The sequence below is a fragment of the Marinoscillum sp. 108 genome (assembly GCF_902506655.1).
GTDB classification, from domain to species: domain Bacteria; phylum Bacteroidota; class Bacteroidia; order Cytophagales; family Cyclobacteriaceae; genus Marinoscillum; species Marinoscillum luteum.
Window position 1 is genome coordinate 2,147,693 of the sequence record NZ_LR734808.1, and the last position, 26,086, is coordinate 2,173,778.

The following is a 26,086-nucleotide window of genomic DNA, read 5'->3' on the forward strand; positions in this document are numbered from 1 at the left end:
GAGTCAAATGAAATTAAACTTTTAAAAAAAAGACCATGACCAATTTATATAACAGAATTCTACCCACGATGCTGCTTTTTTTAAGTATCCTGGTGGGCTGTAAAGACAAGGATCCCTCACCGGCTTCAAACCCTGATACCAACATCTCAAACACGGTTCACTACACTCCGTCAATGGAGTCTTTTCCCAATCCCGAAAGAGGATTTTTGCATTTGACCGCAGCATTCTCCGAAGGGTCACCCCTTGCTCAAAGCTCGCTTCAAAGCCTTCGAAATGACAATATCAGCCTGGTTTGGCGGCTCTACTATTTCGAGAAATTCAAACAAATTGACCTCAGTCAGGCACAACTTGACCTGATACAAACCGACATGGATAACCTTAGATCGGCGGGGTTGAAATGCGTGCTGAGATTTGCTTACACCAACAACTCTGATGATGGCACGGATGCACCCATTGAGGTGGTGGAAAGGCATTTAGATCAACTGCAACCTTTATTTGAAGCCAATGCAGACGTAATCGCCTTTGTTAATGCTGGTTTCGTAGGGCTCTGGGGTGAATGGCATAGCTCCACCAACAACCTGACGGACCTGGCCAATCAAAAGCGCATAGTCACGAAACTACTGGAAGTAATTCCCTCGGAAATAAAAATACAGCTCAGAACCCCACGTCAAAAGCGTGACATATTTGGGGAGCAAACTGCCATGACCGATGAGGTAGGCTATTCGGATGCAGACATTGCACGTGTAGGTCATCACAATGATTGCTTCATGGCCAGCTATGATGACTATGGCACCTACGACAACCCCAACACAGATAAAAACTACATCAGCCAGGAGGCATTTTATGTGCCCACTGGTGGTGAAACCTGTCCTCCTTCCGGAGTGGATGCAGCTGACTGTGAGGAAGCCCGTGAGACCATGTCTTTACTCAAATGGAGCTATCTCAACCTGGATTGGTACAAACCCATTATTGACGGATGGAAAAGTGAAGGTTGTTTTGAAGAGTTTGAACAGGATATGGGCTACCGGCTGGCCCTGGACTCTACAACCATCGATACTGTGGTGTCAAAATCCACGCCACTGGATATCGCCATCTATTTGTATAACCATGGATGGGCACCCATATACAATCACAAGACGGTATCGCTGGTGCTGTCCCCTGCGTCCGGAGACCCGGTGCGCATGGTTTTGGATGTGGATATCCGCAAAGCTCGGCCAGGAGCGTCATTCAACATTGCAGAAACCATAGACCTGTCTGATGTACCTACAGGCACTTATGCGCTGCACCTTCACATAGCTGATCAGTTTGAGTCAATTGCCGAAAGACCTGAATATTCGGTGCGTCTGGCCAATGAAAATGTTTGGGACAGTCATACCGGATGGAATGACTTGTTTCAAACCATAGAGATCACTGAATAGCGTCTAAGATGTTAGGATATATTGAGTTGCTTCTTTAGTTCTGCAAACTTGTTCTTGATCATCATTCGGTCTTTGTATTCCGTAAAGTCTTCCAAGACAATTGTATGCTCGCCTAATTCAGTGGTTTGCAGAATGATCTGGTCAAGTTTGATCCCGATATTTGTTATAGTGTCGAGTCGGATGGTAGTTTGTTCGTTCTTACGAGTTTTAAAACTAAGTACTCTTCCTGTTGCTTCAATGAATTGACCACCCCAGGCCTTAGCCTTTCTTTTATATTCATAATACATACTGAAGGCGAATGCATAACCTGCCAGGTTGATGTACTCTACCTGACCATCAAAAACAGCCAATTTCAATATCAAATACATGGTCACAACGATGGCCGAAATCATGGCTCCAATCTTGAAGAATTGCATATAATTCTCAAATCTCCTACTCTCAATTCTAAATACAGATTGTTCGTTCATGCCCCTTAATATCCAACCTTCTTCCGTAAGCTGGACAGTTTAAAATCCTAAATGCACCTGATACCTAGCCTTTGCAGGTAGCGAATAATAGTGTTTGTTAGACGGATATTACATTTGATCGAGTCTCGGTCTTTCAGGATTCGAAAGGTTGGGATTCATCTTTAGAATATTCTTAGCTAATGCAAAGTCATCAATATAATTATAAATCTGCCTATTCGCTCGCAAAACCACAATTGAGTTGTGAGTTCGTATAAACTCTGAATTACTGACTTCAATAATTTGATTATCCCAACAGAGAAGATCAGGAAAATCCTTTTTGGGGAAGATACTCAATCCGAATCTTGGTGTTAAGGGGAAAAAATTTCATAAGCTGTTTCACTTACATCTCTGTATGTATATCCCACAACTGGATGATCCGATGCATAGAATTCATGTTGCGTTAAATTCTCCCAATAAACCCATATTCTGTCACAAAGCGATAATATTCTCTTTTTTGAACTCATCATTGAAGTTAGACCATACAATTGTAGAGTTTTAGGGTCAATACTTTCTTGGCTTAAACCTCTTTGCTTAATAAATTCACCTGATACTCCTTTTGCTTTGAGTTGACGTTCAAGTTCAATTCCAAAATGCTCGTATTTCTTCCTGCTTTCTGGAGTTCTATGCATTTGGATGGATATGTATTCAGCTAACAGTATTCTTTCTTCAGGTGTATGTCCTTCTAAGCTTCCATTATCTAATCGCTGCAACATCTTGTCAAGTAGTTCTGCTGCATCTCCTTCAAAATCCGCCAATGAGTTTTCAATTACTTGCTCTCCCACATAAGAGTCAATCGGTTCAAAATCGTAAAAGTATCGGTCATGAGCAATATTATCCACAGTGGTAGGGAATGATTTGTTCTCTTGCAAATCAAATGCGAATATCTTACCTGAAGAGTTGGTGAAATTCCTTAGATATAATTTTGGTACGAAGTGTTGTTTCTTTTTTTTCTGTCCCATCCAACTTGCAAAATGACAAGCGTATTAGTCCTAGCGATTATTGCGTAGAGTTATTGTCTCTTTTGGTATGTCACCAGAATTCCAGGTAAATCTTCCATTTTTACTTGCATATCTGTGTCAGTCATACTTACAATTTCGGTTGAAGCAGATTGGCCTTTCACAGGCTCTATCATTTCGGCAAATTCTGGAGCATTATCAATGATATTTCGCGTGACTTCATCAAGAGCAGTTACTTTGGAGTCCTCAGCAATTGTAACTAAAAAATTATCATGGAATTCCCAACTACCAGATTCCCTTAAATGTAATTTAATTGGTATCTCCTGACCATTCGCAGACACTCTAAAAGTTACATCTCCCTCGGCGTTATATCTACCACCCCTTAGGTATTGCTCCGTTGTGGTAAATGTAGCTTGCATTTCCATGCCATCTTCGACCTTAAACATTGCTTTAGCTTTGGCCTCATCTATGAACACGGAAGACTCCCAAGTTCCTAAAATTTGTTCACTGTAGTTGTTCGTACTACATGAAATCAAAACTATAATTAAAAAGACTGGAATGTAGATTAGTTTTTTCATCACGTCTTATAGTTAGGCTGTAAGATTTTCGTTTAGGGTGTATTCCAGCCAACAACCCCTTGGCGGCCAGTCACTTTCTATCAAATCTAATCATTTTTAAATCCTGAACAAACCATTATCGGCTATAGGGGTGTAGGCCCTGTAAGGGAATCATCATAGCCCCCTGCTATCTCGGTTGGAGGCAACTTCAACAAGGACAGAAGGAGTCTACCGATCTTGTTTAGATTTTGGAGGGGTTGTGCAACAGCTACGCTTGTTATCTGCCTCCCTTTCTACAAATTCAAATTGTTCACCAAGGTATTTGTTCGAGTAACTTTCTCCTGTCAAGAGAATTCGTCCAGTTGAAATTTTGTCCCGAAGAATGGTTAGTTCTCTTACTAAGTCTGGCTCATGATAGACTATTTTATCCCACTTAGTCTGTTCGTCCATTGTTTCATCTATCAGTAAAATAACAGACTTGCCTTGTTCGCCAAAGTTTCCAAAGATATTGAGTCGACCAAGGAAATTGTAACCAAGGTTCATAAAGTCATAAACTTGATAGAGTAGGTCTACTACTTCTCCTTCTCGTTGGATGAGTTTGTCTAAAAGGGCAATTAAAGATGCAGTGTGCAATCTACCATAGTCGATTTCGTCCTTAACAAGCTTAGTTACTTCAAATCGAGCAGAAGGTTCATGGAAGTTAAGTGAGATTAGTTCTGTATATACTTCTGGGGATAGCTGATTTTCAAGTTGTTCGTTCGTATAGACCCAGCTTTCAAAATCTTCAATTTTTGTTTTTCCCTTAATGAAGTTCTCAAATTTTTGTGATAATTCTATGTCCATAGCGAAGTAGTGGCACATAACCAGCTATGATGAGTGGGGATTAGAAAGCACTAACCTCTCGTCTCGCACATAGCCACGCCTTGATTTAAATTTAAAACTTGTGGCGGATTTCTAATCCCACCAAAGTATCCTGACCAATAAAACCCCATTCATTCATAGCATATGTTGTGCTTAGTTTTATTTCTTTCTTATGCCTCTACGTTTATTAATTTCTATGGTCTTTTTCTTCAGTTCGGCCTCTTTGTCATCGAATAATTTGTTCAACGAATGTTCTAAAAGTTCATATGCGTCAAGAATATCAACTTTTTCAAGTTTGCCGACATGGCTCCCGGAATTCCCTATCCATTTTATTGCAAGTAGAAAGTCGGCTATCTCAGGCTTTGTATTCTTAAATTCCTCAATTCTTTTATGCAGTGAAAGATTCTTTCTAGTTCCTCGTTGGATATATGTTTTTTTGACTTTTTGTTGATTCATCAGCATTTCAAGGCTCGTTCTTATTTTGTTAGCACATGATGGTAAATCATTCCAAAAAAGCTTAAATGAATCAATAATTTCATTTTTTATATCTTCAGGACATTTATCGTTAATCTGAAAAATGTTCAGAGGTGGATTAAAGTAAAGAGGATAGAAGACTTCATTATAGTCTTCAACATACTCGTCTTGATAGTTGTTATAATAGTGGACATGATCCAGACTTCCATTGCCGAGAAAAGCAATGAAATCCATGCAGTTTTTACACTTTAATGTTCCATGAAATCTGTACCTAATGAATTCTGGTTCCCAATCATCGTGACTGTGCCAGCTTAGCGATAATTTAGTTTCCTCGAAGTGAAATTGAGTTGGTTCAAGTTCTAATAATCCGTTATTACATGAAGGGCAAGTCCATTCAGGAATTTTGTTTTTAGAAAATGAATCTTTAAGCCAGGTTTTTATTTCCATTTGTGGATTCCTCAATTAAGCACAACAACAGGCTAACAACCACCAATGGTTGTTATGCCTTATAACGTTACCAAATCTAACCGTTTTTAAATCCTGAACAAACCATTATTGGCTATAGGGGTGTAGGCCCCGTAAGGGAATCATCATAGCCCCCTGCTATCTCGGTTGGAGGCAACTTCCACAAGGACAGGAGGAGTCTACCGATCTTGTCTAGATTTTGGAGGGGTTGTGCAACAGGTACGCTTGTTGTAGTGCGTTTATCCTTGTTCCCAGTCTGAATTGTTCCTTTGAACTCAAATTCAGCTTGTTCCTTAGCATCTTCAATAGTATTGTGATAGGTATCCGTTCGTTCGATCCAGTTCTCGTCGCAATAGAAGAGATAGTAACCGGGATCTTCCGAGTATTTGCAAATCGCCAATCCATGAAAACCCTCTAGAAGTTGACCGTCAACATGGTGTCTCGTATTGCCAGTTGCTTCATGCCGTTCCGTCAATGTTACATATGCCAGCACTTTGGCTTGTCCTATTTGGGATTGGATTTTGTTCATTCTGTAATTTTGTTCCACGAGGATATTGCCGCGATAACTATGGCAAAGAAAATCGGTATTACAAGCAGTATTTGATAGTTCGAATCCAAGAATGCTCTGAGAATAATGAAAAATGTTGCCAGAATCGTAAATCCAATGGCGGTAATAACCCATATTTTGAGCATTAAAGGACCGAGCGTTTTGATTATTGAGTCCTGAGTTTGGAATAGTCTGTTCATTCCTGCGGGCATCCTGCTTATGACTTGAAAGAATAGATGAAATCCGATGTTCAGCAAAATAGCAGGCCAAATTCGTTCGGTTAGTTCGAGTGTTGCACTTGGAATAGCTATGAATACTAAACCAAGCCCAATTGTTACCAAACTGGCAATCTTATAGAGCTTTTGAATTTGAAGTTCCGTTAGTATCAAGTTGATCTTTTAAGTTTGGGAAAATGTATGCGATGCGTTCATGCACTACAACGACTATCATCCGTAAGCTGGACTTTTCAAATATCTATAAAAGTATCTCATTGCACCAGTCTTTGCAAATAGCTGAGTTAGCCGCGCCGCGTTATGGATGATCGTAGTTGTTGGCAACAGTTTTTTCCTTATCGATAAATCCTATCCAAAAGTGATGTTAAATGGTAGTGAAGTGAAGTTCAGTTAGCGAGTTGCAGTTTTTCAGGATAAGCTTTACAGTATGGACAGGTAGCTCCGTAATCCAGTAATATTTGACATTGAACATCCCGTTCTGTAATCAGGCCATTGCAATCGAGGAATTGCGCATACTGACACCATTGCTTGGCCTGGCCTTCGGTGGGGCCGTTATAATTTAGATTGGCACAAACTGCGCCACTTCCATCAGGCAATGATCTGAGGTCCATAAAGAGAGGAAGGACCCCTTCAATAGCAAACTGTATGTTCACCTCCTCGGTAAACAGTTCGTTGTTGAGAAAGCTCTCTACAGTGCCACGCAAGGTTGCAGCTATCCTGTTGGGTTTAAGTGTGTTGAAACTCATGTTAATATCCGCCGGCTGTCCATTTGTAAAAGCGGCATAGGTATTGAATGGTGTTTCCTGGTAAGCCAACTCTTCCGTGCCATCCGCATAAAAAAAGGTCAATCCTCGTTCATATTCACCATTTTCTTCAAAAAGCGAAATGGCCAGATTTAGCCGTCCATTCGTATAATCCAGGGTTTCTCCTTCGCTAATGCAACAATCATCCTCTCCCTGGCTGGCATAAAAGCCCAGCACACCCGCTATAACTTCTTTGTTATCATCAACTGTATATAGCGGAGCTTGAGGAAAATAGAAGTACATCACGCCCTGATTGTATAAATACATAAATGCAGAAATACCATCCCGTACTTCCGGCATATGTAATTTACCCGTGAAGTATTCCTTGCCTTTTAATCGGAAGGAGATGTCAGTGGTGTATTCCTCAATGTCCGGAATGTTGGGGTCATTTCCATCCTCTTCATTGCAGGAAAACAGAGAAACAGCCATGAGAATGATGGTGATTAATCTTGCATTCATGATTTTTTACTGAAGGTATGAATGCAAAGAATAGCGTTTGCGATTAATTTCTCAATACTGCAAAATGCGTATTTTACAAGTAGCCCTGCCTGAAAAGGTCCGCAACAAGTGACGTCATGTTTCGAGCAGGGGACTTGGAAAGAATGTTGGCTCGGTGGGTACGGATGGTATGGTCAGAAACGAACAGCATTTTGGCTATTTCGGTCGAAGAATGACCCAATGAAATCAGCTCTATGATCTTCATTTCCTGTGGCGTGAATCCATAGGGTAGCTCATTGATTTTGTCGAATGTGGGATGCTCCACATCAATATTCAGATAATTTTCTTGGCCTTCTAAATCGAGAAATGAGATCCTTTTGGAGGGATACTTCGAAATTTGATCAATTTTCGTTTCTATACCCAACACATGACCAATGGTATCATTGTCCGTCATGGAAAGGGCGATCGCTTGGTGTAAGGACTGGAAATAGGTATCATCCGGTCCCCGCATTTTGTAGGTATAGCTTACCTTGTATCGAGGTATCTGATCGAGGGGAATAAACTCGAAAAGAAATTTTCCAGCAACTTGTTCACATTGATGAACAAAATCAATTTCATCAGGATGAATGGACTCGAGCCAACGATTCAGGGAGAAATCAGCACGGTCGAGTCCGGTCATTGACTGGTAGCTGTCACTGACGAATTCCATTCTCAGCGTTGTGAAATTAAAAATGTAATAATAGTAGATCGAAGGGCTAAAGAACCTTGCCACCCGATCCACCAGGTTGAAGTCAATTTCCTTGACAGGCTTGCTGTTTTCAGCGCTAAATTGTTTCCAATAGTTGATTAGTTCCGATTTTGATGATTTCATAAACATCAGGTTACCTTGGCATGACCGCAAATGTCAATGGAAGTAAAATATACCCGTAAAAATATAAAATCGAACGTAGCAGTAATAGCTGACCGAACAACATTTCAGGATAGCGGATGGCTATGTTGGTGTTTATGCGGTGTTTGAACCGACCTAAAACACCACCCTTGCCAGGGAGGCTTTCATTTTTTTGAGACCAAAAAAACGAAACAAAAAAAGTCTTCGGAAAATGAATTAGTGCACGGCCCTCGCACCACACCCTACCCGCAAGGCCAACAGCCGCCAACACGCCTGCCCGCAAATCCGCCGCCATTTTCCGCCAGCCGCCGCCATTTTCCGCCAGCCGCCGTGATTGCTCATTCAGGACTTCTAAGTTCAAATGGTATGGAATGCCAGGTTCGGGGTAGTTAAAGTAGTGTTGCCGGTTTTCAGCCTTGCAAGGTTCACTTGGCAATTGCTTCCGACCCTGCGCTTCCTGCATAAACAAGTTTCCTGCACCTGCCTTCGCTTAAGCATTGCCAGAGTTCACCGCTTGGCTGAAAACAATCGAAATTTGACAAGAGCTCCCCGTTCCGTCTCTTGCAATGGGGTAAGAATGTTCCGATCTTGAATTTCAATTGCTACGAAGCAATCGTTAGAAGAGATGAATCATAACCAAGCTAGCAGGAGTGCGCCCCGAACTTGGCAAGTTCTGATAAAACTAATGAATCAGCCGGTGCTTCCAAAATATCAAATAGCCACTGCGTTCTGAAAGAGAAAAAACCCTGCGTGATTCGCCAAGTAGAAAGCACTAACCTCTCTCAGCGGCTGATTCATGGTAGTGTTCGCACCGAACTCAGCAGAGAGGCAGTTTGGCGCATTCTTGCTAGCACTTGTTATGGCTATTTCTTGGTCAGTCGTATATATTCGATCACTAGATCTTCTTCCATATACTTGTTTCTATCTAACCTGATCAGTGAATTTCCAGTATATCTATAAATCGCATCAGTTCGCTTTCGGAGTTCGCCCGTTGGATTATCAACATGTGGTGTATAGAAAAAAGAGGCCAAGAGTGTGTCACCATTGATAAGGTATTTCATTTGGTCGATTTCATCAATTTCACATTCATACACCAACGAACCTGTACTATCTGTATGAAATTCAAGAAAGTTGAAGCAGTTCGGCAAAGCTTCCCATCTCCAAGACGTTTGCTTTAAAATCTCGAAAGATAGGGGTTCATCTGATATGCTAATTTCTGCTGTTGGGGATTCCAGAGTGTCTTGTTCTTCGTTTGACTCAGATGGTTGTTCAGTCTCTAATGGTTCAGTTATTTGTTGCTGTTCCTGTTTAGGAGTTGAGCAACAAGAAAGTCCAATTAAGGCAATAAAGATTGTTAGATATCTCATCAGATTGAAGTTGCGCGAATTAGCCATAACAACAGGCTAACAACCACCAATGGTTATTAGGTCTTTATAGTGTTACCAAATCTAGCAGTTTTTAAATCTCAAACAAACCATTATCGGCTATAGGGGTGTAGGCCCCCTGCTATCTCGGTTGGAGGCAACTTCAACAAGGGCAGGAGGAGTCTACCGATCTTGTTTAGATTTTGGAGGGGTTGTGCAACAGCTACTAATGTTGTGGCACGTTGCATTCTAGGAATCCTAATTATTCATCATTTTCATTTTTGACTCCTGTTTTAAAAAGAGTTTTTTTTACATCGATCCTATATCCAAACCTTGCTGTCATGTAATCCTCAAGTTCGTATCTTATTTCATCAAGTTGCCTTTGGTCAAACAGTGGTCAATTGCTTTCTGTTCATCCGCTGCCAGCAATTGAAGCTCAATAAATTTGGTGGCTCCGGTACGAACCTCGCTAACCCTGAAATCAAATTGAGCCTCACCTCTATCATCAAACATGAAAGGGACATATAATAATCTAATTTCCTCCTCATGTTTATGAGCACTCTCCTTGTGAAAAGCCAATAATGAAAGAAGAGACTCTAAATCAGGTGAAAAATTCCATTGTGGAAATCTTTTATGCATTTCATCCAATAGCACAACATACTTGGGAACAAACTCACTACCTCCGTAGTGCAATGGAGAGATTCTGTAATACTCCCATGCTAATGGGTCATTTACAATTTCAAAGTTCAAAGAAACTTGTCCATAATCCCTCCACATTGCAGGATTGGCTACTTGAGAAGCCTTACAAAATGAAAAAGTGTACACATAGGGTTTTATGTTCTCTGAGACATTCTCATAGGTTGGAATTCCGGCTAAGGAGAACAATTCATTTGGGTCGTTAGAGTTGTTAAGATTGTAAAGGCGAAGTACTCCGGAGTTAATAATACTAAATAGTCCTCGATATGTGGTTAAATGAGAGAATGACTGATCCTTGGGATCAAGAAAGTATTTCGAATCCTTGAAACTGTGATTCCCTTTACTGTATCGTACTGAAAGTGTATTCCCACTTTGACTCAAACCTGGAATTGGCATTCCGAACAACTCGATGAGTCGTTGACAGTAGACTTTCATAGCCTCAGGCCAGTCTTCATCAATAATATGATGCATGAATTAATTTGTTAAGTTTTGTAATTCCACTTTGAAACTTACTCTCAGTTGCAATGCGCCACAACAACCAGCTATGATGAGTGGGGTTAGAAAGCACTAACCTCTCGTCTCGCACATAGCCACGCCTTGATTTAAATTTAAAACTTCGGGTCGCGTAGACGTGGCGAACTTTCCAATCCACACTAAACTTTCCTGACCGATGAAACCCCGTTCATTCATAGCATTTGCTGTATGCTGCTTATTTTCTTATTCCACTAATAATCACTTGCTTCTTTATTTCGATAAGCCTCACCACGAATTCCTCAAAGTCTTCGTTTGGGTAGTTGTTATTTTTTCTTCGGTAATGCTCTTGTTCAGCCATAATGCTCTCTAGTTCCTCTTCAGGAATTAGATCCCAACTTGGATCCAAATAATAATATTTCTTTATGTGAGCATATAGCGTTTTTAATTGAGCAAGATGTTCATCAAGTTTCATTTCTGAACTCGAATCATATTCAGATTCGATTCTTTGATTTAATATCTTCTGAAGTTCTTCATAGTTGGCCTGAACAGATTGTGTTCCCCTTCTAACATAAATGGTATCCTTCTTTAGTGATTTGCTTTCGTTCTTAGATAAAAATGGAATGTATCTTTCTTGTTCATTAACAAGGATAAGTTGGAAATTCCTCCCTTTTAAAATACCATATTCCGTTTCCTCAAAAGTGAAATCAAGAATTTCATACTCTAAGTTGTTCGGTAGTAACTTGTTCAAAGAGAATATCTGCTTTATCTCTTATACTAGAGAGCCCAGAAGGTTCTATTTTTCCGTCTTGTTCAGATACACCTATAAAAATTATTCCGCCACCAGAATTAACCATAGCTAAAATGTGGCGAGCCAACTTATCATTTTCTATCCAGTCTGCCTTGAAATCTATATAATTAAGTTCACCGAAGTTAGATTTTAGCAAATCCCGAACAGCTACTCTATCTGGCTGTTCTAGAATTTTAGCGAATGACTCTTTGATTGCAATCATTGTCAGACTTTTTGGTCATGGTTATAGTGGCATACAACCGGCCAACAACCCCTGGCTGCCAGCCGCTTTCTATCAAATCTAACCGTTTTTAAATCCCGAACAAACCATTATCGGCTATGGGGCATAAGGCGGAGGAGACTGTTCTCTCCATTATTCAATAATTGGTTTCTACAAGTTCAAGTATTAAGGTATCACCTTGAAGCCGGTTATAGTTGTCTACTCGAATCAATCCAGCTTCCTCATTCCAGAACTTAACATTGCGCCTAATAGTGTCATGAATCACTAAAGTCCGAAATATTCCGAATGGAACTTCTATAATTGAGTCAGTCCTCAATATCACATCATATCCATAGATTTTTTCAGCACATGAATACTCAGGTATTGATTCTATATTACCAGACTTTGCTGGTACTTTAAGATAATGTTGAATTGAAATACACGGATTGGAGACGCAAGATGAGCAAGTTGCTGTGTGAAGTCCATCGTCCAAACGATAGACATCAGAAAAAACACTCAGTAACGGCCCGAAATAAGGAACATCATTTTTTTGTGGCAAAGTTTCCTCTCGAAATACCATGTTGTCACTTATTCCTGAACTTTCTTCGATTTTTAGAAGGGAGTATTTATCAACCCTGTATTCGGTGGATCTTAGATTATAGGTAAGTGTATTGCCTTTCTTTACCCAATCAAAATACCTATCAGACTCTTCAATGTCGAAACCACAATTTTCCAAAAAGACAGGTAGCACGATCAAAAATAAAACTAGTCCAATATTCTTAACTCTATTCATCATAATGATAGGCTGATATCGCCTCTACCAAATCTAACCGTTTTTAAATCTCAAACAAACCATTATCGGCTATTGGGGTGTGCTGCACGGATGTCTTGAAGCTCTGCACGGTTACCTTGAACCACTGCATGGCCATCTCGGAACACTGCACGCTTATCTTCAAGCACTGCACGGTTGTCTCGAACCTCTGCACGGCTGTCTCGGAACACTGCACAGCCATCTTGGAGCACTGCACGGTTGCCTCGAAGCTCTGCACGGTTATCTTCAAACACTGCACGGATGTCTTCAAACACTGCACGGCCATCTTGGAACGCTGCACGAATGTCTTGAAGCTCTGCACGGTTCATAGGGACCAATGGCATCAAGCATGGTCATTCCATCATATAGGTATATCACTACTTCCATGAAACCTCTTTTGTCATGTTTTGATGAAGTCATCCGTCATCGTCTGACCACTTCGATAACCACATTCCCTTTTTTTCGCCCTTTGTCAACATACTGATGAGCTTCCACCATGTGCTGCAGGGGAAAGGTTTTGTGGATAAATGGCCTGAGTTTTCCTTCGTCAGCAAGTTCGCATAGTACCTCCAGGTGCTTCTGGCCAGGGCTGGTGAGCGCCTGAACCGATGCAAAGCGTCCCTCTTGTTTTAGAATTTTTGAAGCTTTTGATTTTGAGGTTTTCCCAACTGCGTCAAACACGATATCAAATTTTTCCTCAAGCAAAGAATAATCCTGACTCCTATAGTCTAGTGTAGCATCTGCCCCCAGTGATTTTACCATGTCCAAATTGGAACCACTGCATACTGCTGTTACCCTGGCGCCCTGCGCCTTAGCAATTTGAATGGCATAGGTCCCTACGCTTCCTGATGCGCCATAGATCAATACATTTTGACCTTTACTGAGCTTTGCTTTTTCCAGAAGAAATAAAGCTGTCATTCCCCCCACAGGCAGAGCAGCGGCTTCATTGAAGCTAAGGCTTTTAGGTTTTAACCGCAGCACACCCTTATTCCTGTTTTCTGGAATACTTAAATACTCGGTATAAGAACCAGTGGCGAGCATGGTAGGAGTGCCAACCACTTTATCGCCCACCTTATACCTGGCAACATCCTTACCTATGGCTTCAACAGTTCCAGAAAATTCATGGCCTAATATTTCCTTTTTCGGCTTGAACAATCCGTAAATAAGTCGGACAAAAATCCAGGCAATTGGAGGGAAGTTTGAGCTGCGCAGGCGGACATCTCCGGCGGTAACAGTCGTTGCATGGATTTTCACCAGTACTTCGTCAGGTTGGGGTGTTGGCTTTTCAATATCCACCATGTTTAACACACTGGGTGGACCGTAGGTGGTGTAGGCAATTGCTTTCATGGTTTGATTTCTTTTAGCGTATGAGTTGATTTAAAGTCCGTTTACAAATCTTCGGAAGGTGTGAATGAACAAATCCTGTTCTTCGATATATCCTTCGTGTGCACTGTTTTCGAGAATGACGAGCTCCTTGTCCTGAAAGTCGGGACCTCCAATACTGTGGTAGGCGTCATATCCCATTTCAATGGTATTTACACCATCGTGCCTTCCCCAAATTACAATCGATGGGGTTTTGATTTTGGCCATGTCTTCGCTGAGGTTCAATTCTAAAATATTGAAGCGCGGCACCAGATATTGACCATTGAAGAAAATGGCGAGCGACAGATAGGAATTCATTGTGCCCGTGGCACCCACTTCCGGGCCTTGAACCACCTGGTTTGGGTCTTTGCGGTAAGCATTGGTGTTGGTGAGGTAACCATCATATTTAAAGTAGTTTTCCTTTTTGGTCATGTCTGGTTGGGTTGCACACCAATCACGCGCTTCTGTCCAGTATTCGACATCAATGCCATGGTCGATCTGACGCTGGGCATATTCCTTTACAAATACCACAGATTTTGGAAGTCCGTCTACGAGATTATGACCACTATCCATGCAGATAAACCCATCAACCTTTTGCTGATAGTCCTTAGTACTCAAATAGGCACAGCCCAGGGCTCCTCCCCAACTGATACCGTAAAACACAATGCGAGGATGATGATATCTAAGCTTTATCGCCTCCACCACAAGATCAAGGTCGTCAACAAATTGCTCAACAGTAAACGTTTTTTGATCGGGGTTTCCCATGGAGAGACCAGATCCTCTCTGATCCCAATAGGCAAACGCATAGTCGCTTTCGAGCTCTTTGGATACTGGCATGAATGAAGGAAGCGAGGCATTCCCACCCGGGCCTCCGTGCAAAAACAAAATGAAAGTACCGGATTGGATATTGCCCTTAACATATACAGGCATCTCCGCACCTGTATTTTTCACAAAGAAGTGATCTCCTTGATAAAAATCTTCCTTTTTGCATGCGACAAGGAGCATGAGCAGCGAGAAAGTCAGAAGTAGTTCTAATTTTTTCATCGTTGTTTTAATTTGTAAGTGAAACCGATTTTAGCGGCAACATGCGGAAGGAAAATATGATTGTAGGGATACTGTAAATAAACTTCTGGGCCAATGTGAATCGTCCATGGCAGGGCTTTTCTTCTGCTTCCATCCCAACCCAGCAGAAATGATGCGTTTGGCATAAAGTGAGGATGGCCCAAATTGGCCGCCTTTTCCACACCACCATTTTCAGTTCTTTGATACATGACACCAGCCGCCCAGGAGTGCATATAGCCAACACCCAAGTTTATATCTGCAAATACAGGCCCCACCGCAAACCGCGAGCCGAAGGATGTTTTCAAAAAAACGGATGTGTTGTTCCAGCGATGCCAGTAACCACCAAGGTCAGTGTCCCAATGTAAGGTGACCCAACTGTTTCTGACCATGGTATAATCCAAGCCCAGACTAAGGCCTGGATGCAGGACCAATTCTCCGAAGTATTCTACTTTGAGTGCAGTTCTTTCCCCGTATTTTGCCTTCGATCTGTCCTGTTCTTGAGCCAAAACGGATAGGGAACACAGTAGTAGGATTAAAAGTGGCATTTGAGATGCTTTCATCTTTCTCTGTTTAATTCCTTGAAATGAATTCGATCCACATTTAATGGTGATGTCCACTCAGTTCTTGTAGAGGTCATTCCTGTAATCAGCTATTTGTGAACCATTAGTTTAAACTTTTGATAGCACAAACATCAGAATGATGAGGGAGCGGATTGTTACAATATTTTAGGAAAGGGTTACAAGATTTAAAGGTCTTCTATCCGGTCTTCTTCGTGCCACTGAAACCGGTATGACGTGCTCTTCCCGTTACGTCATTCCGGTTTTGGACCAGCGCAGCGACGGACAAATACCGGAATCTTCTGGTTAATTAGGGCAGATGTTACCCCTAAAGATTTAAATAGTGTTTGCGAAGCTCCGGATCTAGCTTCTCAATGGCATATCTTAACGCCACTCTGGGCATACCATGGGCAAACTGATCCAAAAAGGCCCTCAATCTCACTTCATCTTTTTTGCCGGCTTCCCTGATCCAACTACCCACTGCAGTTTGTACGAAATGCTCAGGATCGTGGACTAGCATTTCAGCAATCCTAAAAGTGTCGTCTATTTGATCTTGTCTGATAAAAAAATAGGTACTCACTATGGCCGTTCTCCGTTCCATTGGATTGGCAGATCTTGCCAATTCGTAAAGCGGAGATCTGTCCTTGTCAAATAAATATCCCCCCACTACGTATGGCGCAGCCCTATCTACCATCCCCCAGTCGTCAATATTCTTATGGTGATCCACATAGGCCTGGTAAATTTCTCTTTTCTCTTCTGCTGATGTTCCCTTATTCCGGGCCTTCCAGTCCAATATGGATACAGCGCCTAGTCGATGATCATGATTTTGGGCATTCAGCAATTTCACGACTTCACTCACAGGCATGAGTTTGGATTCTTTCGCCAAAGAAAAAATCTCCCTCTTTGGAATGGTGTCAGAATATTCCTGACCAATAATATTCAGAGTCTCGATAAATTCTTTGGCAGTCATCTTCTGAAATTTCATGAAACACCTTCGGCTAACACCCCCCTGCTATTCATTTTTAGCGTTTGTTGTAGGGAGTATTTCTTCTGCAGGTATTGAGATTACCTTCCCATCGCGGGATACAACTAACGGGCTGTTATTCTTTTTTTTGAATTCCGCCATTTTTCGATAGGCTTCTTTAAGTCCAAGGTTCACTTTCTCTTCCAGTTCACGGAGTTGTTCATCAATTCCCATTGTATGCGTCTTTTAATTGTGACCACTTTGTTTCACTACGAATTATGACATCTGTACCAGATCCCTCAGCAATAAATTCGAAGTTCTCGGTTGAATTATCCACCAAGATCCATCTATTGACCAGTGACCTGTATATTTTGAAAAAGTTAGAAAGTCCATTCGAGTACCGTCGTTCAATCGTGTCTATCGGTATATTATGTCCACCTTCTAACACCCTGGTTTTTACACGCTGTTTTGCAAGTTCTATGGAATCCAAAGCAAGAAAAAGCAATGTGGTGTCATATCCTGAAGACATTGCCTTTTTAATAAAGCTCCTGTATGACTTAGTAGAAAGAGTTGTTTCGAATGCAAAAGACTCTCCCTTTGAGACCAGTTCCTTGATCCGATCAAGCATTATGCGACCAGCTCTGATGCCGGCTCTTTCGGGGTTAAATGGAGATATCCCTCTTGCAATTTCATCAGCGTTAACAAACTCATCACACTCGAAGATTTCAGGTAGAATAGTATAAGATAAAGTTGTCTTACCTGCTCCGTTTGGCCCTGCAATGATGTACATCTTCTTCACAAGACAAATATAGAGGTATTCAGTATTAGTTAACATCCGAACAGGCTATTCCCCCTGGCTGCCAGCCCGCCTCATACCAAATCTAGCGGTTTTTGAATGTTGAACAAACCAGTGCCAGGTATGAAGTGCAATAGACCCCAAACCGCCCTCATTTATCGCTTGACTATCCTGTAAACTTGGTGCAAACCGCCTGCCTGGATATCCAGAACAAAGATGCCCGGAGTATAGCCCGCGAAATCCATGCGGTAAGTTGCCTGGTCTTTGCCTTGAAAGACACTGGACTGAATAAGTTGCCCGGCCAAGTTTCGTACCGCAATAACCACTGGTTCGGAACCCAAAGAATTCAGTTGAATGTTCACCTCGTCGGTTGTGGGATTTGGGTACAGAATGGCCTTAAAAGTACTTTCATCAAGCCCTAATACCTTTGGGCTTATTTCGCCGGAAAGCGTAGAACAACCCGCTCCATTGGTTACTTCCACTTGATACGTAGCGCCACTTACCCATTCTATTTGCCGGGTGGTAGCGGCTATTACGACTTGATCCTGAAACCATCTATAACTGGCCCCCTCTGAGGCTACCAGCAGATCACCCTCTAAGGTTATCGTTGCGACTGGAGCCGGAGCAATCATCACTTCCAAGGAAGTAGATGTCACACATCCTCCCCCCATCGTGAAGTCAACCTCAGCTGAGCCCGCCCCTTCGTCTGACCAATTGATCTCCACCGACGATGTACCCTGCCCGGATAAGATCTCACCACCTGACACAGACCAGAGATAAGAATCAAAACCTTCTACTATGGAATAAGCCAAAGACTTGGTCTGACAGGCCTCGCTGGCTCCCTCAATAGCTACTGCTGATGGATCTCCTTCTCCAATGTGAAAAAACAGACTTCCATAGGCTGAAACGGTATAGGCATAGGACTGCAATTCATCGTAGGTCAATTCCTCCTGGCTGTCATCCAGCAGGTTGGTTAAGATGAAACTGCTCCTGCAATTGAGTGATAAAGCCGAAATATCCATGGTGCCGGTTTTCTCGCTTCCAGAAAAATTGTGAACGGCAATCACAAAGTCACCGCCCGTTTTGATGGCGGTAGAATACACCTCTGTATTATTCGAGTTTTCAATGCGATCCATTGAGGAAGAGTTGCTGATATAGCGAGCACGTATGTCCATCAGTTTCTTCATGTATTCCCGAAGGCCAAACTGGTCGTTTCTTGCATAAACCTCATAATTATAGGCCCCCTTATCAACACCGTACTCAGACCCTGACCAGATAAAAGGAATCCCTCTGGAGGTAAAAATGAGTGACTGCAGCAGCCTGGCTTTCGCCAAACCAAAAGACATGGTGGCTCTATCGAAATCGTGCAGGTCTGCAAATCGGACCGGAAGCCCGGCATTGGGATAATCGAATCGAATGACCGCATCCAACTCATCCAATGACCCACTGCCATTAAAGAGATTGGTGATGATATTTGCATCTTCATATCCATACCCCCGAAGGTTAAAGTCAAAGACGGCATCAAACCCGTCATTGAACACCTGATCATAGGGTGGAAAGGATTCTGAAACCATAAAAAGATCAGGCTTCACATTCTTCATACGCTCCCTGAATTTCTGCCAAAATGCTGGATTTCGCTTGTAAATGGCCCAGGACACATCACCACGGTAGCCATCAATATCAAACTCCCTAATCCAATATTCCGAAACCCAAAGCATGTAGTTGGTGGCCAATGGATCATTGTAATTGATATCGGGAATCGAATAGCTCAATGAAAAGGTGTAATTGTCAAGTGCCGGGGGCCCTGACCAGTTGTAAAAATTGCTAAATGGCGAATCTGAACCGATGGCGACAGGCTCCTCAAAATAGGGATTGAAAGTGGAAGTATGGCTATTGGATAAATCAAGGAATATCCTAATCCCCTTTTCATGGGCCACGTCTACCAAATTTTTGAGGTCCTCTTTCGTTCCAAAAAGCTCATTCAGTTCGTAGTAGTCGATTGTCCAATACCCGGAGTACTCATTGGACTCAAATATGGGCATCAAATAAATGGTATTTACGCCCAAATCTACCAGCTCATCCAAACCTGCTGTGATCCCACTTAGTGTACCGGCATTACTGAATGACCTGGGATTGATCTCATAAATAACCATCTTCTCCATCCACGGGGAGGGGTCAAAGCGGCTAATAAGGGATGCTTTTCCTTCCCTCACACTGACCAACTGTCCCGCTATGAACTTTTCATCCCGGGTATTGGTGGCCGTAACCCGAAAATGGTAGTCACCATCCTCCACCGATAGCGTCACCTGGGTAGCTGTTGCGTTGGTAGTTGACCATTGGGCCGGCTCAGGACCATATACTTGTGTCCACTCATACGTCAGCGTTTCTTCACCTGGATTAGTCACGTTCACAACCAAATCCACTTGCAAATCGGCTGTAACAGCCGCCGTGACGGCCAGCTGAGGTTTGTTCAGGGAAACATATTCTATCTCTTTACTTACACTGTTGCTGGTACCCGGAGCAGCCACAATAGAATTAACACCTTCCACCAGTGTAACAGGAGCTCTGAATTCACCATCCGATACACTCACGGTAGTGATGGCTCCATTCACTTCAAGTTCAAATTCAGTGATCTCCGAGGAAGTCACCCTTCCATACAAAGTAACCTCTTCAGAAAAATAGCGACTGATTTTATTGCTGATCATGATGGCTGGAGCTCGCTGCACAGTGACCGATCGAACGGCGGTACCGGCGCTGGATGAAACAGACAGTTCGATTACATATTCCCCAGCCGGAAGGTCTCCCGGGTAATAGACAAATTCACGAGAGACCGCATCATAATACTGACCTGCATCGGGAACTTCCACACCATTCAATTTGAGTGATATGGAGCTTTCGGTAATTGGCTGACTGTTCTTAAAAGCCAGGAGTGCCCAGATAGAATCCATGGGTGTGGGCACCTGCTGTCTGCTTGCTTGAGGAAGCAAATATGTGATCATTGGATTTGCTATGGCCAGCTGAGAGAACCCATCATAAACGGGATCCAGGGAATTGAAAGGATCCGAGAGGTACGGGCCCGAATCCACATCAAAAGCATAAGTCAGATCACTATTTTCGGTCAGATCGAGCGTAATAGAAAACAGGCCTCTTGCATCCGGCCCCACCATTTGATAAGCCTCATTTTGATAGGCCCAGCCGTTGATATTTCCCGTCAAATACACGCTCTCTGTGTATCCATAAGGTGAGTCTAAATATAGTTTAACAGGCACTTGAGCCATACCAGTAGTGCCAGTCAAAAGGCACATAAGAAGTAGGAACCCTTTGAATACGTTTGATTTCCATTTAATTGTTGTTCCTATTCGCTTCATATATGCATCTGCTAATCGTCAAGCTCGAAAGTAGAGTCTTTTTGGATACAAAATGATGATATGAAAATGAATATTTTTCCAATGGATCGGAACTCAACGAGCACTTACGAATGGCCTCCCTTGTTGGGTTTTCAGGGGGTTTACCAACCATCAAGAACATGAATGACTGGTGTTCGGTTGATTACGCCATTACACCAAGTGAGAGGGGACGCCTTCCCGTGAAATTGACACTTAATCATTATTGCTGAGATTCCGGTCTTCTTCGTGCCTCAGAAACCGGAATGACGTTCTCTTCCTGTTGCGTCATTCCGATTTTGGACTAGCGCAACTCTCTACCGTGTCTCGCTGGTGGAGACCCTCTGAGAAGGCCAGGTGAGATAGTAGCCACATGCATTTTTACCGCTTGTTGTGAGGCGTATAGTTAAGGAGTGGAAACGTTCAAGTTACCACCGACTGCTCGAAGCACTTTAAGAATTGTGTCAAATTGAGGTTTTGATCCTTGAGATAATGCCTTGTAGAGGCTTGGTCTGCTCAACCCCGTTTCCTCAGCAATTTTTGACATTCCTCGGGCCTTAGCCACATGCCCAAGAGCTGTTATGATGTCTTCAGCGTCACCTTCTTCAAGTACTGTGTTCAAATACTCCGCAATCATTATGTCATCTTCCAGATACTCTGCAATATCGAATTTTGTTATCTCCTTAGTTGCCATCTTCAAGTTCGTCTTTATAGTTCAACCATATTACCTTGGCTTTATCTATGTCCTTCTGTTGCGATGATTTTGTCCCGCCGTTAAGAAGTATCACAACTCTGCCATTGTATTCTCTCAAATAAATTCGATAGCCCTTGGCGTAATGAATTCGCAGTTCACTAATCCCTTGACCGACTGGTTCACAATCACCAAAATTTCCTTGCTCCTCAATTCTTTGAATTCTGAACAGGATTTTAGCTTTCGCCCTTTGGTCCTTCAACTTTCTTAGCCATTTGGGATCAAGGAATATTAGTGTGGTGTAACTCTATATAATTATATTTAGTAAAGCCGATTACTGGGCCGTGAATTTAGAAAAGTAGGAACGTTCAGGCGGGCGGGGCATCCAAGGCAAGTGTGAATCATTTTGACTCCAATAAAATTCCTAAAAAAAGGCTCAAATACGATGAGTCAAAATGATTTTTTGCGTTGGTGCCTTTTCTTTTGCTTCGTTTTCTTTGGGCAAGCAAAGAAAATGAAGGGTAAATAGCCAATGAGTTGGATTGAGTCATATGATATGTTAGATCACATATCACTAACCATCTTTCAATGCAATCTCGCCACAGGAATTCCGTTTGATCCGCCAATTTGTCAAATACGTCAGTCTTCTCAATGGAATACATACGGTAAATGTATTCACTTGGATACATTTGTGCAATAAAGAATAGGAATTTGGGACACACCTTTAACCACCAGCAAGTTATCTCCCCAGAAAGTATATTTGTTTTAACCTGTGTTCTACCAACCCCCCAAGACCATGAAAAACAATCGACCACTCAAAATCGTCATAGTCGTAGCCCTCCTACTGCTGATCCCACTTATCGCCATGCAATTGACAGATGAGGTCACCTGGTCGGTGTTCGACTTTCTGGTAGCAGCCATCATCCTGCTCAGTGCCGGATTCATTTTGGATCTCATCCTGAGAAAAGTAAAAAGCACCCTTTATCGAATAGCATTTTCAATAGCATTGCTGATCCTCCTCCTGCTGGTGTGGGCCGAGCTTGCGGTTGGCATCTTCGGCACTTTCATTGGTGGATATTAAGTTCACCACATGGCTCCTGGCAACGTACCTGTCCTATAAGTCAACAACAAAGAGGTAATCGGAGACTTCCTCAGGACATGAGTCCCTGGTGAATCTGAAGCATCTCCTGGAGCATCTGCAGGCGTACTTCGGCCAGCTGGGTATTGGGCCCATTAGTCTTCAGTTTCTGTGCATGCTCCATTATTTTTTCGATACAGGCAATACTCTGGAGGTGTTCTCCTTTAGCAAGATCGCGCACTTCGGTGTGGTAATCCGCCTTGGTAATTGTTCGTACTTGTGTATTCATCATCATATCCATTTAAGTGAGTTACGGATAAGATCCTGTCACTTCCGGAACCTTCCAAGGCGGGATGGAGTCCGGATAGTTTTCAGATCGCTGGTTTATTAATATTACTAAAAAAAAATGACTTCTGTGTCATATTCACACAGCAATTATAGATTAATCTTCGCTCAAAGATTTTTCCTCTCTGTTACCCAATCGTGAATAAATCGTACCTGCCTGAAAATCAGATAAAAAGCCGTTCATTAAATTTCTAGGTCATAAATAAAAAAAGTCACCCCGAAAACCGGGATGACTCAAACTTAACTGAACAATGTCTATAAACGGTCTATTTCATCAGCACCTTATGGGTGGTAACACCTGATAGACTCTCTACTCTCACCAGGGCGATTCCTCTCGGCAAACCGGATACATCCAGCACCTGTTGGTGGCTCCCTTTGAGCAGAAACTCCTCTTGATACAGGTACTTGCGACCATCTAATCCAAACACACTCACAGACACAGGTCCATCCTCATTGAGGTAATGACTGATCGTGAGCTGATCCACCGCCGGATTGGGATACATGACCAGCTGTGCTCGGGCCGATTCCTCCAGAAGTTCCACAATGGTCTCCTGCGCCACCCGTGAGCCTGTACCTGCCAACGACAGGTATACCATGCTTCCTGAGGTAGGTACTCCACCAAGGCTGGCACCCCAGTTTTTGGTATGCCCCTCAAGGCCTATGCCGATGGTGCCGCTACTTCCCACACCAATGAGCGATTTCAATACCTTGCCTTCCACGGCCAGGGGTGTCATCACAAATTCGATACCCGCGGAGTTGGTAGACTCTTCAAAAGGCCACCCGCCACTGCCGGTATATTCATTGAGCTGATTGTAGTTAGCATCTATATAAAAGTCAGATTTATCCGTCCACAAATACTGATAGCCGGTAGCTCCGTTGGTGTTGATGTATACATTGTATTCCCACAGTGCAGACGTGTCTATTTCAGCATAGAGATAGATATAATCCGAATCAGTGTAGCCATAAATATTTTTGAAAGAGCTACCTGTTACCCCTGTGATGAGGGCTGAGTAATTCTCCACCGGACTCTTATAGCCATCGATGGCCAAGCTGCCGGCATCAGAGCCGCCATCGAGTGTCAGGTAAACCATAGCAGCATCTTCCACCGGGATAGAGCCGAGGCTACTCGACCAACCGCTCGAGTGTCCTTCTATGCCCAGCCCCACGGTACCGGTGCTCCCTATGCCAAGAGCGTACTTGGGTATTCGGCCTTCTATGGTAGAGTCTGTTTTCACAAAGCGAATGGTCATTACCGAATTATCGGCAGTAAATGGCCAGGAAGGTGAAGCAGCGGTATCATAAACATTGAGCAGGTTCAGCGTACCATCCACATAGTAGTCAGACTTTTCAGTCCAGATGTAGTCATACCCTGTGCTGGAGTTGGTATTCACAAAAATGCTGTACTCCGCCATCGTGCCCTCATACTCACCATAGATGTAGATAAAGTGATTGTCGTCATAGGCGTGAATATTTCTCCAAACGCCTGTAGTCACGCCGGTCTGGAGGGCATCATACCCTTCACTTGCGCTTTTCACTCCATCGATGGTAGCAGCAATGTCACCAGCCGCCACAGAGGAAGATTCAAAAGCTCCAATATCAACAGTATCACCAAAAACACGCTCATTTCCGAAAATATCAGTTTCCCCAGTGCCCACGGTATACCCTGGGTCACCAGCATCTATCGCTGGGGAGGTAGACTGCAGCCTGAAATCTGGTGTGGAAGACACTATGTCCTCAAACACGGGATTCTGAAAACTGGAGTGCTCATCCTGATCGGTACGGTTCACACGATACCAGGCAAAAGTGCCATAAGAATCATATCCACTGCCCAGCTGTGACCAATCGAAAATACCCACCGCCGGATCGGCCGTGGAGTTGGTATAGTACAGGTTGTAATCAAAGCTTATCGTGCTGTAATAGGATGTGGTATCAAAAGCCATGGCAAACGTCACCAGGTTGTTGGTGGCGGTAGCATAGATGATGTTGTTTTTGATGGTCAGGTTTTTAATGTTCTTCTGAATGATCAACTGAGAAGAACCCAAACTTCCGAGATAGGTATCTGTCACACCCCCATTGCCATAAATGGTGTTTCCGGTAATCGAAACATTGTTGATATAGCTACCACTGGCGGCAGAAGGCACACCCAGTACCAAACCCGTCCATGAGTTGTTAAAGGAGAGGTTGTTCCTCACAATATGACCACCGGAGTGCACCCCACTGTTTTCATTACCTATGGAAAAGCCCACCTGACAATCGGAAACTTCATTATTCTCAACCGTAATATTCTGCGAGCCATCACAGTAAATACCAGCGGCAGCGGCTATTGGTGATCGACAACTCCATACTTTGTTGTCTTTGATCACGCCATTTCTTGCATAGTTTTGAGCGGAAGAAACGGTAGCTCCCTGGATGTCGGGCACCCAGGTATAATGACCAGCTGCCACTATGCCGATGTTCTGGACTTCATAGATGGTGTTGTTAGAAACCTCAAACCCATCGAGGTGGCCGTTCAACTGGATACCCTCTGTCCAGCCCGGAATCACGTGATGTATGAGGTTATTCTTAACCACCACATTCAGCAAGGGAAGCGAATCGGTACCCACAATGCTGATGGGCCCGATATTGTCATTGGGTGCCGCCGACTTTAAAGTATCGATCTCTGCCGCGGTGAAATCCAATCGGTCCTTCATCGGATCCACGTTGACCGTCCAGGAGAAATCATAGATTTCATTGCCAATGATCTCAATGTTTTCCCCGCTGTTGGCTACCTGAATTCCAAATTTGGTATCCTTCACCAATGTGGGGGTGCCATTGATCGTCTCGGTAGTGGCCAGGCTTTGATTGCATCGGTGGTCACGCAATTTGAATCCCTGCACACGTACATTTTTAGCTGCTGAAGTGATCGTTATCAGTGCTGCAAACTTCTTATTGTAAAGATTTTCACCATCTATAATCACCTCACCCTCTGTCTTGAGGGTAAGCCAATAGCTGCCGGTTCCACCATTGTATTGGGTCAAAACAATCATGCCATTGGAATCCGGTGCATACACACCCGCACGAACAATGATTTCCTCATCAGAAACCATTCCTGCCAGGCCAAGTGTGGACTGACGATAATCAAGTGCCTCTTTGATGGTTTTGAACGGATCATCGGATGATCCGTCAGAAGAGCTTCCAGCATAGCTGGCATCCACATAGAGTGTAGTGGACCTGGACTGGGCGTTACCTGACCATGAGAACACGGTCATCAGCACCAAAAAACTAAACGAAAGTAAACTTTTGAGATTCATGAGGTATAAGGTTAGGTTTGGTTACCTAACGAAAGTATATAATTTCACTTAAAAAGCAA

27 protein-coding genes are annotated in these 26,086 nt (G+C 43.0%); 2 read left to right on the forward strand and 25 right to left on the reverse strand.

Annotated elements, in window-relative coordinates; all coding sequences use genetic code 11:
• Positions 1 to 35 precede the first annotated feature (35 nt).
• Complete coding sequence (locus GV030_RS08750; protein WP_159581818.1) at positions 36 to 1,418, forward strand: DUF4832 domain-containing protein; 1,383 nt, start codon at positions 36 to 38, stop codon at positions 1,416 to 1,418.
• Between the two features lie 11 nt (positions 1,419 to 1,429).
• On the opposite strand, the gene GV030_RS08755 is transcribed toward GV030_RS08750, so the two are convergent.
• From GV030_RS08755 to GV030_RS08865, 23 genes are all read right to left on the reverse strand, one after another.
• Complete coding sequence (locus GV030_RS08755; protein ID WP_159581820.1) at positions 1,430 to 1,885, reverse strand: hypothetical protein; 456 nt, start codon at positions 1,883 to 1,885, stop codon at positions 1,430 to 1,432.
• A gap of 347 nt (positions 1,886 to 2,232) precedes the next feature.
• A complete protein-coding gene (locus GV030_RS08760) occupies positions 2,233 to 2,883 on the reverse strand; it encodes a DUF4238 domain-containing protein (protein ID WP_159581822.1) in 651 nt (216 codons plus the stop codon).
• Positions 2,884 to 2,933: 50 nt separating this feature from the next.
• Positions 2,934 to 3,458, reverse strand: coding sequence for a hypothetical protein (locus tag GV030_RS08765; protein ID WP_159581824.1), 525 nt, complete (start codon positions 3,456 to 3,458; stop codon positions 2,934 to 2,936).
• Between the two features lie 207 nt (positions 3,459 to 3,665).
• Positions 3,666 to 4,280 carry a hypothetical protein gene (locus GV030_RS08770; protein ID WP_159581826.1) on the reverse strand — a complete coding sequence of 205 codons (615 nt, stop codon included), beginning with the start codon at positions 4,278 to 4,280 and terminating at the stop codon, positions 3,666 to 3,668.
• 177 nt (positions 4,281 to 4,457) lie between these two features.
• Complete coding sequence (locus GV030_RS08775) at positions 4,458 to 5,219, reverse strand: DUF4145 domain-containing protein (RefSeq protein WP_159581828.1); 762 nt, start codon at positions 5,217 to 5,219, stop codon at positions 4,458 to 4,460.
• 112 nt (positions 5,220 to 5,331) lie between these two features.
• A complete protein-coding gene (locus GV030_RS08780; RefSeq protein ID WP_159581830.1) occupies positions 5,332 to 6,054 on the reverse strand; it encodes a hypothetical protein in 723 nt (240 codons plus the stop codon).
• 349 nt (positions 6,055 to 6,403) lie between these two features.
• Positions 6,404 to 7,279 (reverse strand): hypothetical protein, encoded by an 876-nt coding sequence (locus GV030_RS08785; RefSeq protein WP_159581832.1) that lies wholly within the window; start codon positions 7,277 to 7,279, stop codon positions 6,404 to 6,406.
• 73 nt (positions 7,280 to 7,352) lie between these two features.
• The gene (locus GV030_RS08790; RefSeq protein ID WP_159581834.1) at positions 7,353 to 8,129 is read right to left on the reverse strand and encodes a LuxR C-terminal-related transcriptional regulator; all 777 of its coding nucleotides are present in this window, start codon (positions 8,127 to 8,129) and stop codon (positions 7,353 to 7,355) included.
• A gap of 10 nt (positions 8,130 to 8,139) precedes the next feature.
• Positions 8,140 to 8,610, reverse strand: a complete 471-nt coding sequence (locus GV030_RS08795; RefSeq protein ID WP_159581836.1) for a hypothetical protein — start codon at positions 8,608 to 8,610, stop codon at positions 8,140 to 8,142.
• 400 nt (positions 8,611 to 9,010) lie between these two features.
• Complete coding sequence (locus GV030_RS08800; protein WP_159581838.1) at positions 9,011 to 9,514, reverse strand: hypothetical protein; 504 nt, start codon at positions 9,512 to 9,514, stop codon at positions 9,011 to 9,013.
• A 360-nt stretch (positions 9,515 to 9,874) separates the two neighbouring features.
• The gene (locus GV030_RS08805; protein ID WP_159581840.1) at positions 9,875 to 10,678 is read right to left on the reverse strand and encodes a hypothetical protein; all 804 of its coding nucleotides are present in this window, start codon (positions 10,676 to 10,678) and stop codon (positions 9,875 to 9,877) included.
• 238 nt (positions 10,679 to 10,916) lie between these two features.
• On the reverse strand, positions 10,917 to 11,429 hold the full coding sequence (locus GV030_RS08810; RefSeq protein ID WP_159581842.1) for a hypothetical protein: 513 nt from the start codon (positions 11,427 to 11,429) through the stop codon (positions 10,917 to 10,919).
• Complete coding sequence (locus tag GV030_RS08815) at positions 11,395 to 11,691, reverse strand: helix-turn-helix domain-containing protein (RefSeq protein WP_159581844.1); 297 nt, start codon at positions 11,689 to 11,691, stop codon at positions 11,395 to 11,397. Before GV030_RS08815 ends, GV030_RS08810 begins: the two co-directional genes overlap by 35 nt.
• A 154-nt stretch (positions 11,692 to 11,845) precedes the next feature.
• Positions 11,846 to 12,484: a hypothetical protein gene (locus GV030_RS08820; RefSeq protein ID WP_159581846.1), complete on the reverse strand. Its 639-nt coding sequence runs from the start codon at positions 12,482 to 12,484 to the stop codon at positions 11,846 to 11,848.
• A 438-nt stretch (positions 12,485 to 12,922) separates the two neighbouring features.
• On the reverse strand, positions 12,923 to 13,846 hold the full coding sequence (locus GV030_RS08825; RefSeq protein ID WP_159581848.1) for an NAD(P)-dependent alcohol dehydrogenase: 924 nt from the start codon (positions 13,844 to 13,846) through the stop codon (positions 12,923 to 12,925).
• A 30-nt stretch (positions 13,847 to 13,876) separates the two neighbouring features.
• The gene (locus tag GV030_RS08830) at positions 13,877 to 14,905 is read right to left on the reverse strand and encodes an alpha/beta fold hydrolase (RefSeq protein ID WP_159581850.1); all 1,029 of its coding nucleotides are present in this window, start codon (positions 14,903 to 14,905) and stop codon (positions 13,877 to 13,879) included.
• Entirely contained in the window at positions 14,902 to 15,483 is a 582-nt protein-coding gene (locus GV030_RS08835; RefSeq protein WP_159581852.1) for a hypothetical protein, read from the reverse strand. Before GV030_RS08835 ends, GV030_RS08830 begins: the two co-directional genes overlap by 4 nt.
• Before the next feature lie 325 nt (positions 15,484 to 15,808).
• Positions 15,809 to 16,465: a DNA alkylation repair protein gene (locus tag GV030_RS08840; protein WP_221413313.1), complete on the reverse strand. Its 657-nt coding sequence runs from the start codon at positions 16,463 to 16,465 to the stop codon at positions 15,809 to 15,811.
• A 27-nt stretch (positions 16,466 to 16,492) separates the two neighbouring features.
• Positions 16,493 to 16,678: a hypothetical protein gene (locus GV030_RS08845; protein WP_159581854.1), complete on the reverse strand. Its 186-nt coding sequence runs from the start codon at positions 16,676 to 16,678 to the stop codon at positions 16,493 to 16,495.
• On the reverse strand, positions 16,668 to 17,234 hold the full coding sequence (locus GV030_RS08850; RefSeq protein ID WP_255465468.1) for a zeta toxin family protein: 567 nt from the start codon (positions 17,232 to 17,234) through the stop codon (positions 16,668 to 16,670). Before GV030_RS08850 ends, GV030_RS08845 begins: the two co-directional genes overlap by 11 nt.
• 161 nt (positions 17,235 to 17,395) lie before the next feature.
• Complete coding sequence (locus GV030_RS08855; protein ID WP_159581858.1) at positions 17,396 to 20,608, reverse strand: alpha-amylase family glycosyl hydrolase; 3,213 nt, start codon at positions 20,606 to 20,608, stop codon at positions 17,396 to 17,398.
• A gap of 421 nt (positions 20,609 to 21,029) precedes the next feature.
• A complete protein-coding gene (locus GV030_RS08860) occupies positions 21,030 to 21,317 on the reverse strand; it encodes an addiction module antidote protein (protein WP_159581860.1) in 288 nt (95 codons plus the stop codon).
• Positions 21,307 to 21,606: a type II toxin-antitoxin system RelE/ParE family toxin gene (locus GV030_RS08865; protein ID WP_159583725.1), complete on the reverse strand. Its 300-nt coding sequence runs from the start codon at positions 21,604 to 21,606 to the stop codon at positions 21,307 to 21,309. Before GV030_RS08865 ends, GV030_RS08860 begins: the two co-directional genes overlap by 11 nt.
• A gap of 504 nt (positions 21,607 to 22,110) precedes the next feature.
• Here GV030_RS08865 and GV030_RS08870 point away from each other — a divergent pair.
• Positions 22,111 to 22,395: a hypothetical protein gene (locus GV030_RS08870; protein ID WP_159581862.1), complete on the forward strand. Its 285-nt coding sequence runs from the start codon at positions 22,111 to 22,113 to the stop codon at positions 22,393 to 22,395.
• Between the two features lie 70 nt (positions 22,396 to 22,465).
• Here GV030_RS08870 and GV030_RS08875 read toward each other — a convergent pair whose 3' ends face one another.
• A complete protein-coding gene (locus GV030_RS08875) occupies positions 22,466 to 22,681 on the reverse strand; it encodes a hypothetical protein (protein WP_159581864.1) in 216 nt (71 codons plus the stop codon).
• Positions 22,682 to 23,003: 322 nt separating this feature from the next.
• Entirely contained in the window at positions 23,004 to 26,027 is a 3,024-nt protein-coding gene (locus tag GV030_RS08880; RefSeq protein ID WP_159581866.1) for a choice-of-anchor Q domain-containing protein, read from the reverse strand.
• Positions 26,028 to 26,086: the final 59 nt, after the last annotated feature.

Bases quoted from the DNA above. Each gene is read 5' to 3' on its own strand.
- GV030_RS08800 (WP_159581838.1), bottom strand. From the start codon at position 9,514: ATGAGATATCTAACAATCTTTATTGCCTTAATTGGACTTTCTTGTTGC.
- GV030_RS08855 (WP_159581858.1), bottom strand. From the start codon at position 20,608: ATGAAGCGAATAGGAACAACAATTAAATGGAAATCAAACGTATTCAAA.
- GV030_RS08850 (WP_255465468.1), bottom strand. From the start codon at position 17,234: ATGTACATCATTGCAGGGCCAAACGGAGCAGGTAAGACAACTTTATCT.
- GV030_RS08750 (WP_159581818.1), top strand. From the start codon at position 36: ATGACCAATTTATATAACAGAATTCTACCCACGATGCTGCTTTTTTTA.
- GV030_RS08880 (WP_159581866.1), bottom strand. From the start codon at position 26,027: ATGAATCTCAAAAGTTTACTTTCGTTTAGTTTTTTGGTGCTGATGACC.
- GV030_RS08805 (WP_159581840.1), bottom strand. From the start codon at position 10,678: ATGCATCATATTATTGATGAAGACTGGCCTGAGGCTATGAAAGTCTAC.
- GV030_RS08870 (WP_159581862.1), top strand. From the start codon at position 22,111: ATGAAAAACAATCGACCACTCAAAATCGTCATAGTCGTAGCCCTCCTA.
- GV030_RS08820 (WP_159581846.1), bottom strand. From the start codon at position 12,484: ATGATGAATAGAGTTAAGAATATTGGACTAGTTTTATTTTTGATCGTG.
- GV030_RS08830 (WP_159581850.1), bottom strand. From the start codon at position 14,905: ATGAAAAAATTAGAACTACTTCTGACTTTCTCGCTGCTCATGCTCCTT.
- GV030_RS08755 (WP_159581820.1), bottom strand. From the start codon at position 1,885: ATGAACGAACAATCTGTATTTAGAATTGAGAGTAGGAGATTTGAGAAT.
- GV030_RS08775 (WP_159581828.1), bottom strand. From the start codon at position 5,219: ATGGAAATAAAAACCTGGCTTAAAGATTCATTTTCTAAAAACAAAATT.
- GV030_RS08760 (WP_159581822.1), bottom strand. From the start codon at position 2,883: ATGGGACAGAAAAAAAAGAAACAACACTTCGTACCAAAATTATATCTA.
- GV030_RS08790 (WP_159581834.1), bottom strand. From the start codon at position 8,129: ATGAAATCATCAAAATCGGAACTAATCAACTATTGGAAACAATTTAGC.
- GV030_RS08860 (WP_159581860.1), bottom strand. From the start codon at position 21,317: ATGGCAACTAAGGAGATAACAAAATTCGATATTGCAGAGTATCTGGAA.
- GV030_RS08815 (WP_159581844.1), bottom strand. From the start codon at position 11,691: ATGATTGCAATCAAAGAGTCATTCGCTAAAATTCTAGAACAGCCAGAT.
- GV030_RS08770 (WP_159581826.1), bottom strand. From the start codon at position 4,280: ATGGACATAGAATTATCACAAAAATTTGAGAACTTCATTAAGGGAAAA.
- GV030_RS08795 (WP_159581836.1), bottom strand. From the start codon at position 8,610: ATGCAGGAAGCGCAGGGTCGGAAGCAATTGCCAAGTGAACCTTGCAAG.
- GV030_RS08785 (WP_159581832.1), bottom strand. From the start codon at position 7,279: ATGAATGCAAGATTAATCACCATCATTCTCATGGCTGTTTCTCTGTTT.
- GV030_RS08825 (WP_159581848.1), bottom strand. From the start codon at position 13,846: ATGAAAGCAATTGCCTACACCACCTACGGTCCACCCAGTGTGTTAAAC.
- GV030_RS08875 (WP_159581864.1), bottom strand. From the start codon at position 22,681: ATGAATACACAAGTACGAACAATTACCAAGGCGGATTACCACACCGAA.
- GV030_RS08845 (WP_159581854.1), bottom strand. From the start codon at position 16,678: ATGGGAATTGATGAACAACTCCGTGAACTGGAAGAGAAAGTGAACCTT.
- GV030_RS08835 (WP_159581852.1), bottom strand. From the start codon at position 15,483: ATGAAAGCATCTCAAATGCCACTTTTAATCCTACTACTGTGTTCCCTA.
- GV030_RS08840 (WP_221413313.1), bottom strand. From the start codon at position 16,465: ATGAAATTTCAGAAGATGACTGCCAAAGAATTTATCGAGACTCTGAAT.
- GV030_RS08765 (WP_159581824.1), bottom strand. From the start codon at position 3,458: ATGAAAAAACTAATCTACATTCCAGTCTTTTTAATTATAGTTTTGATT.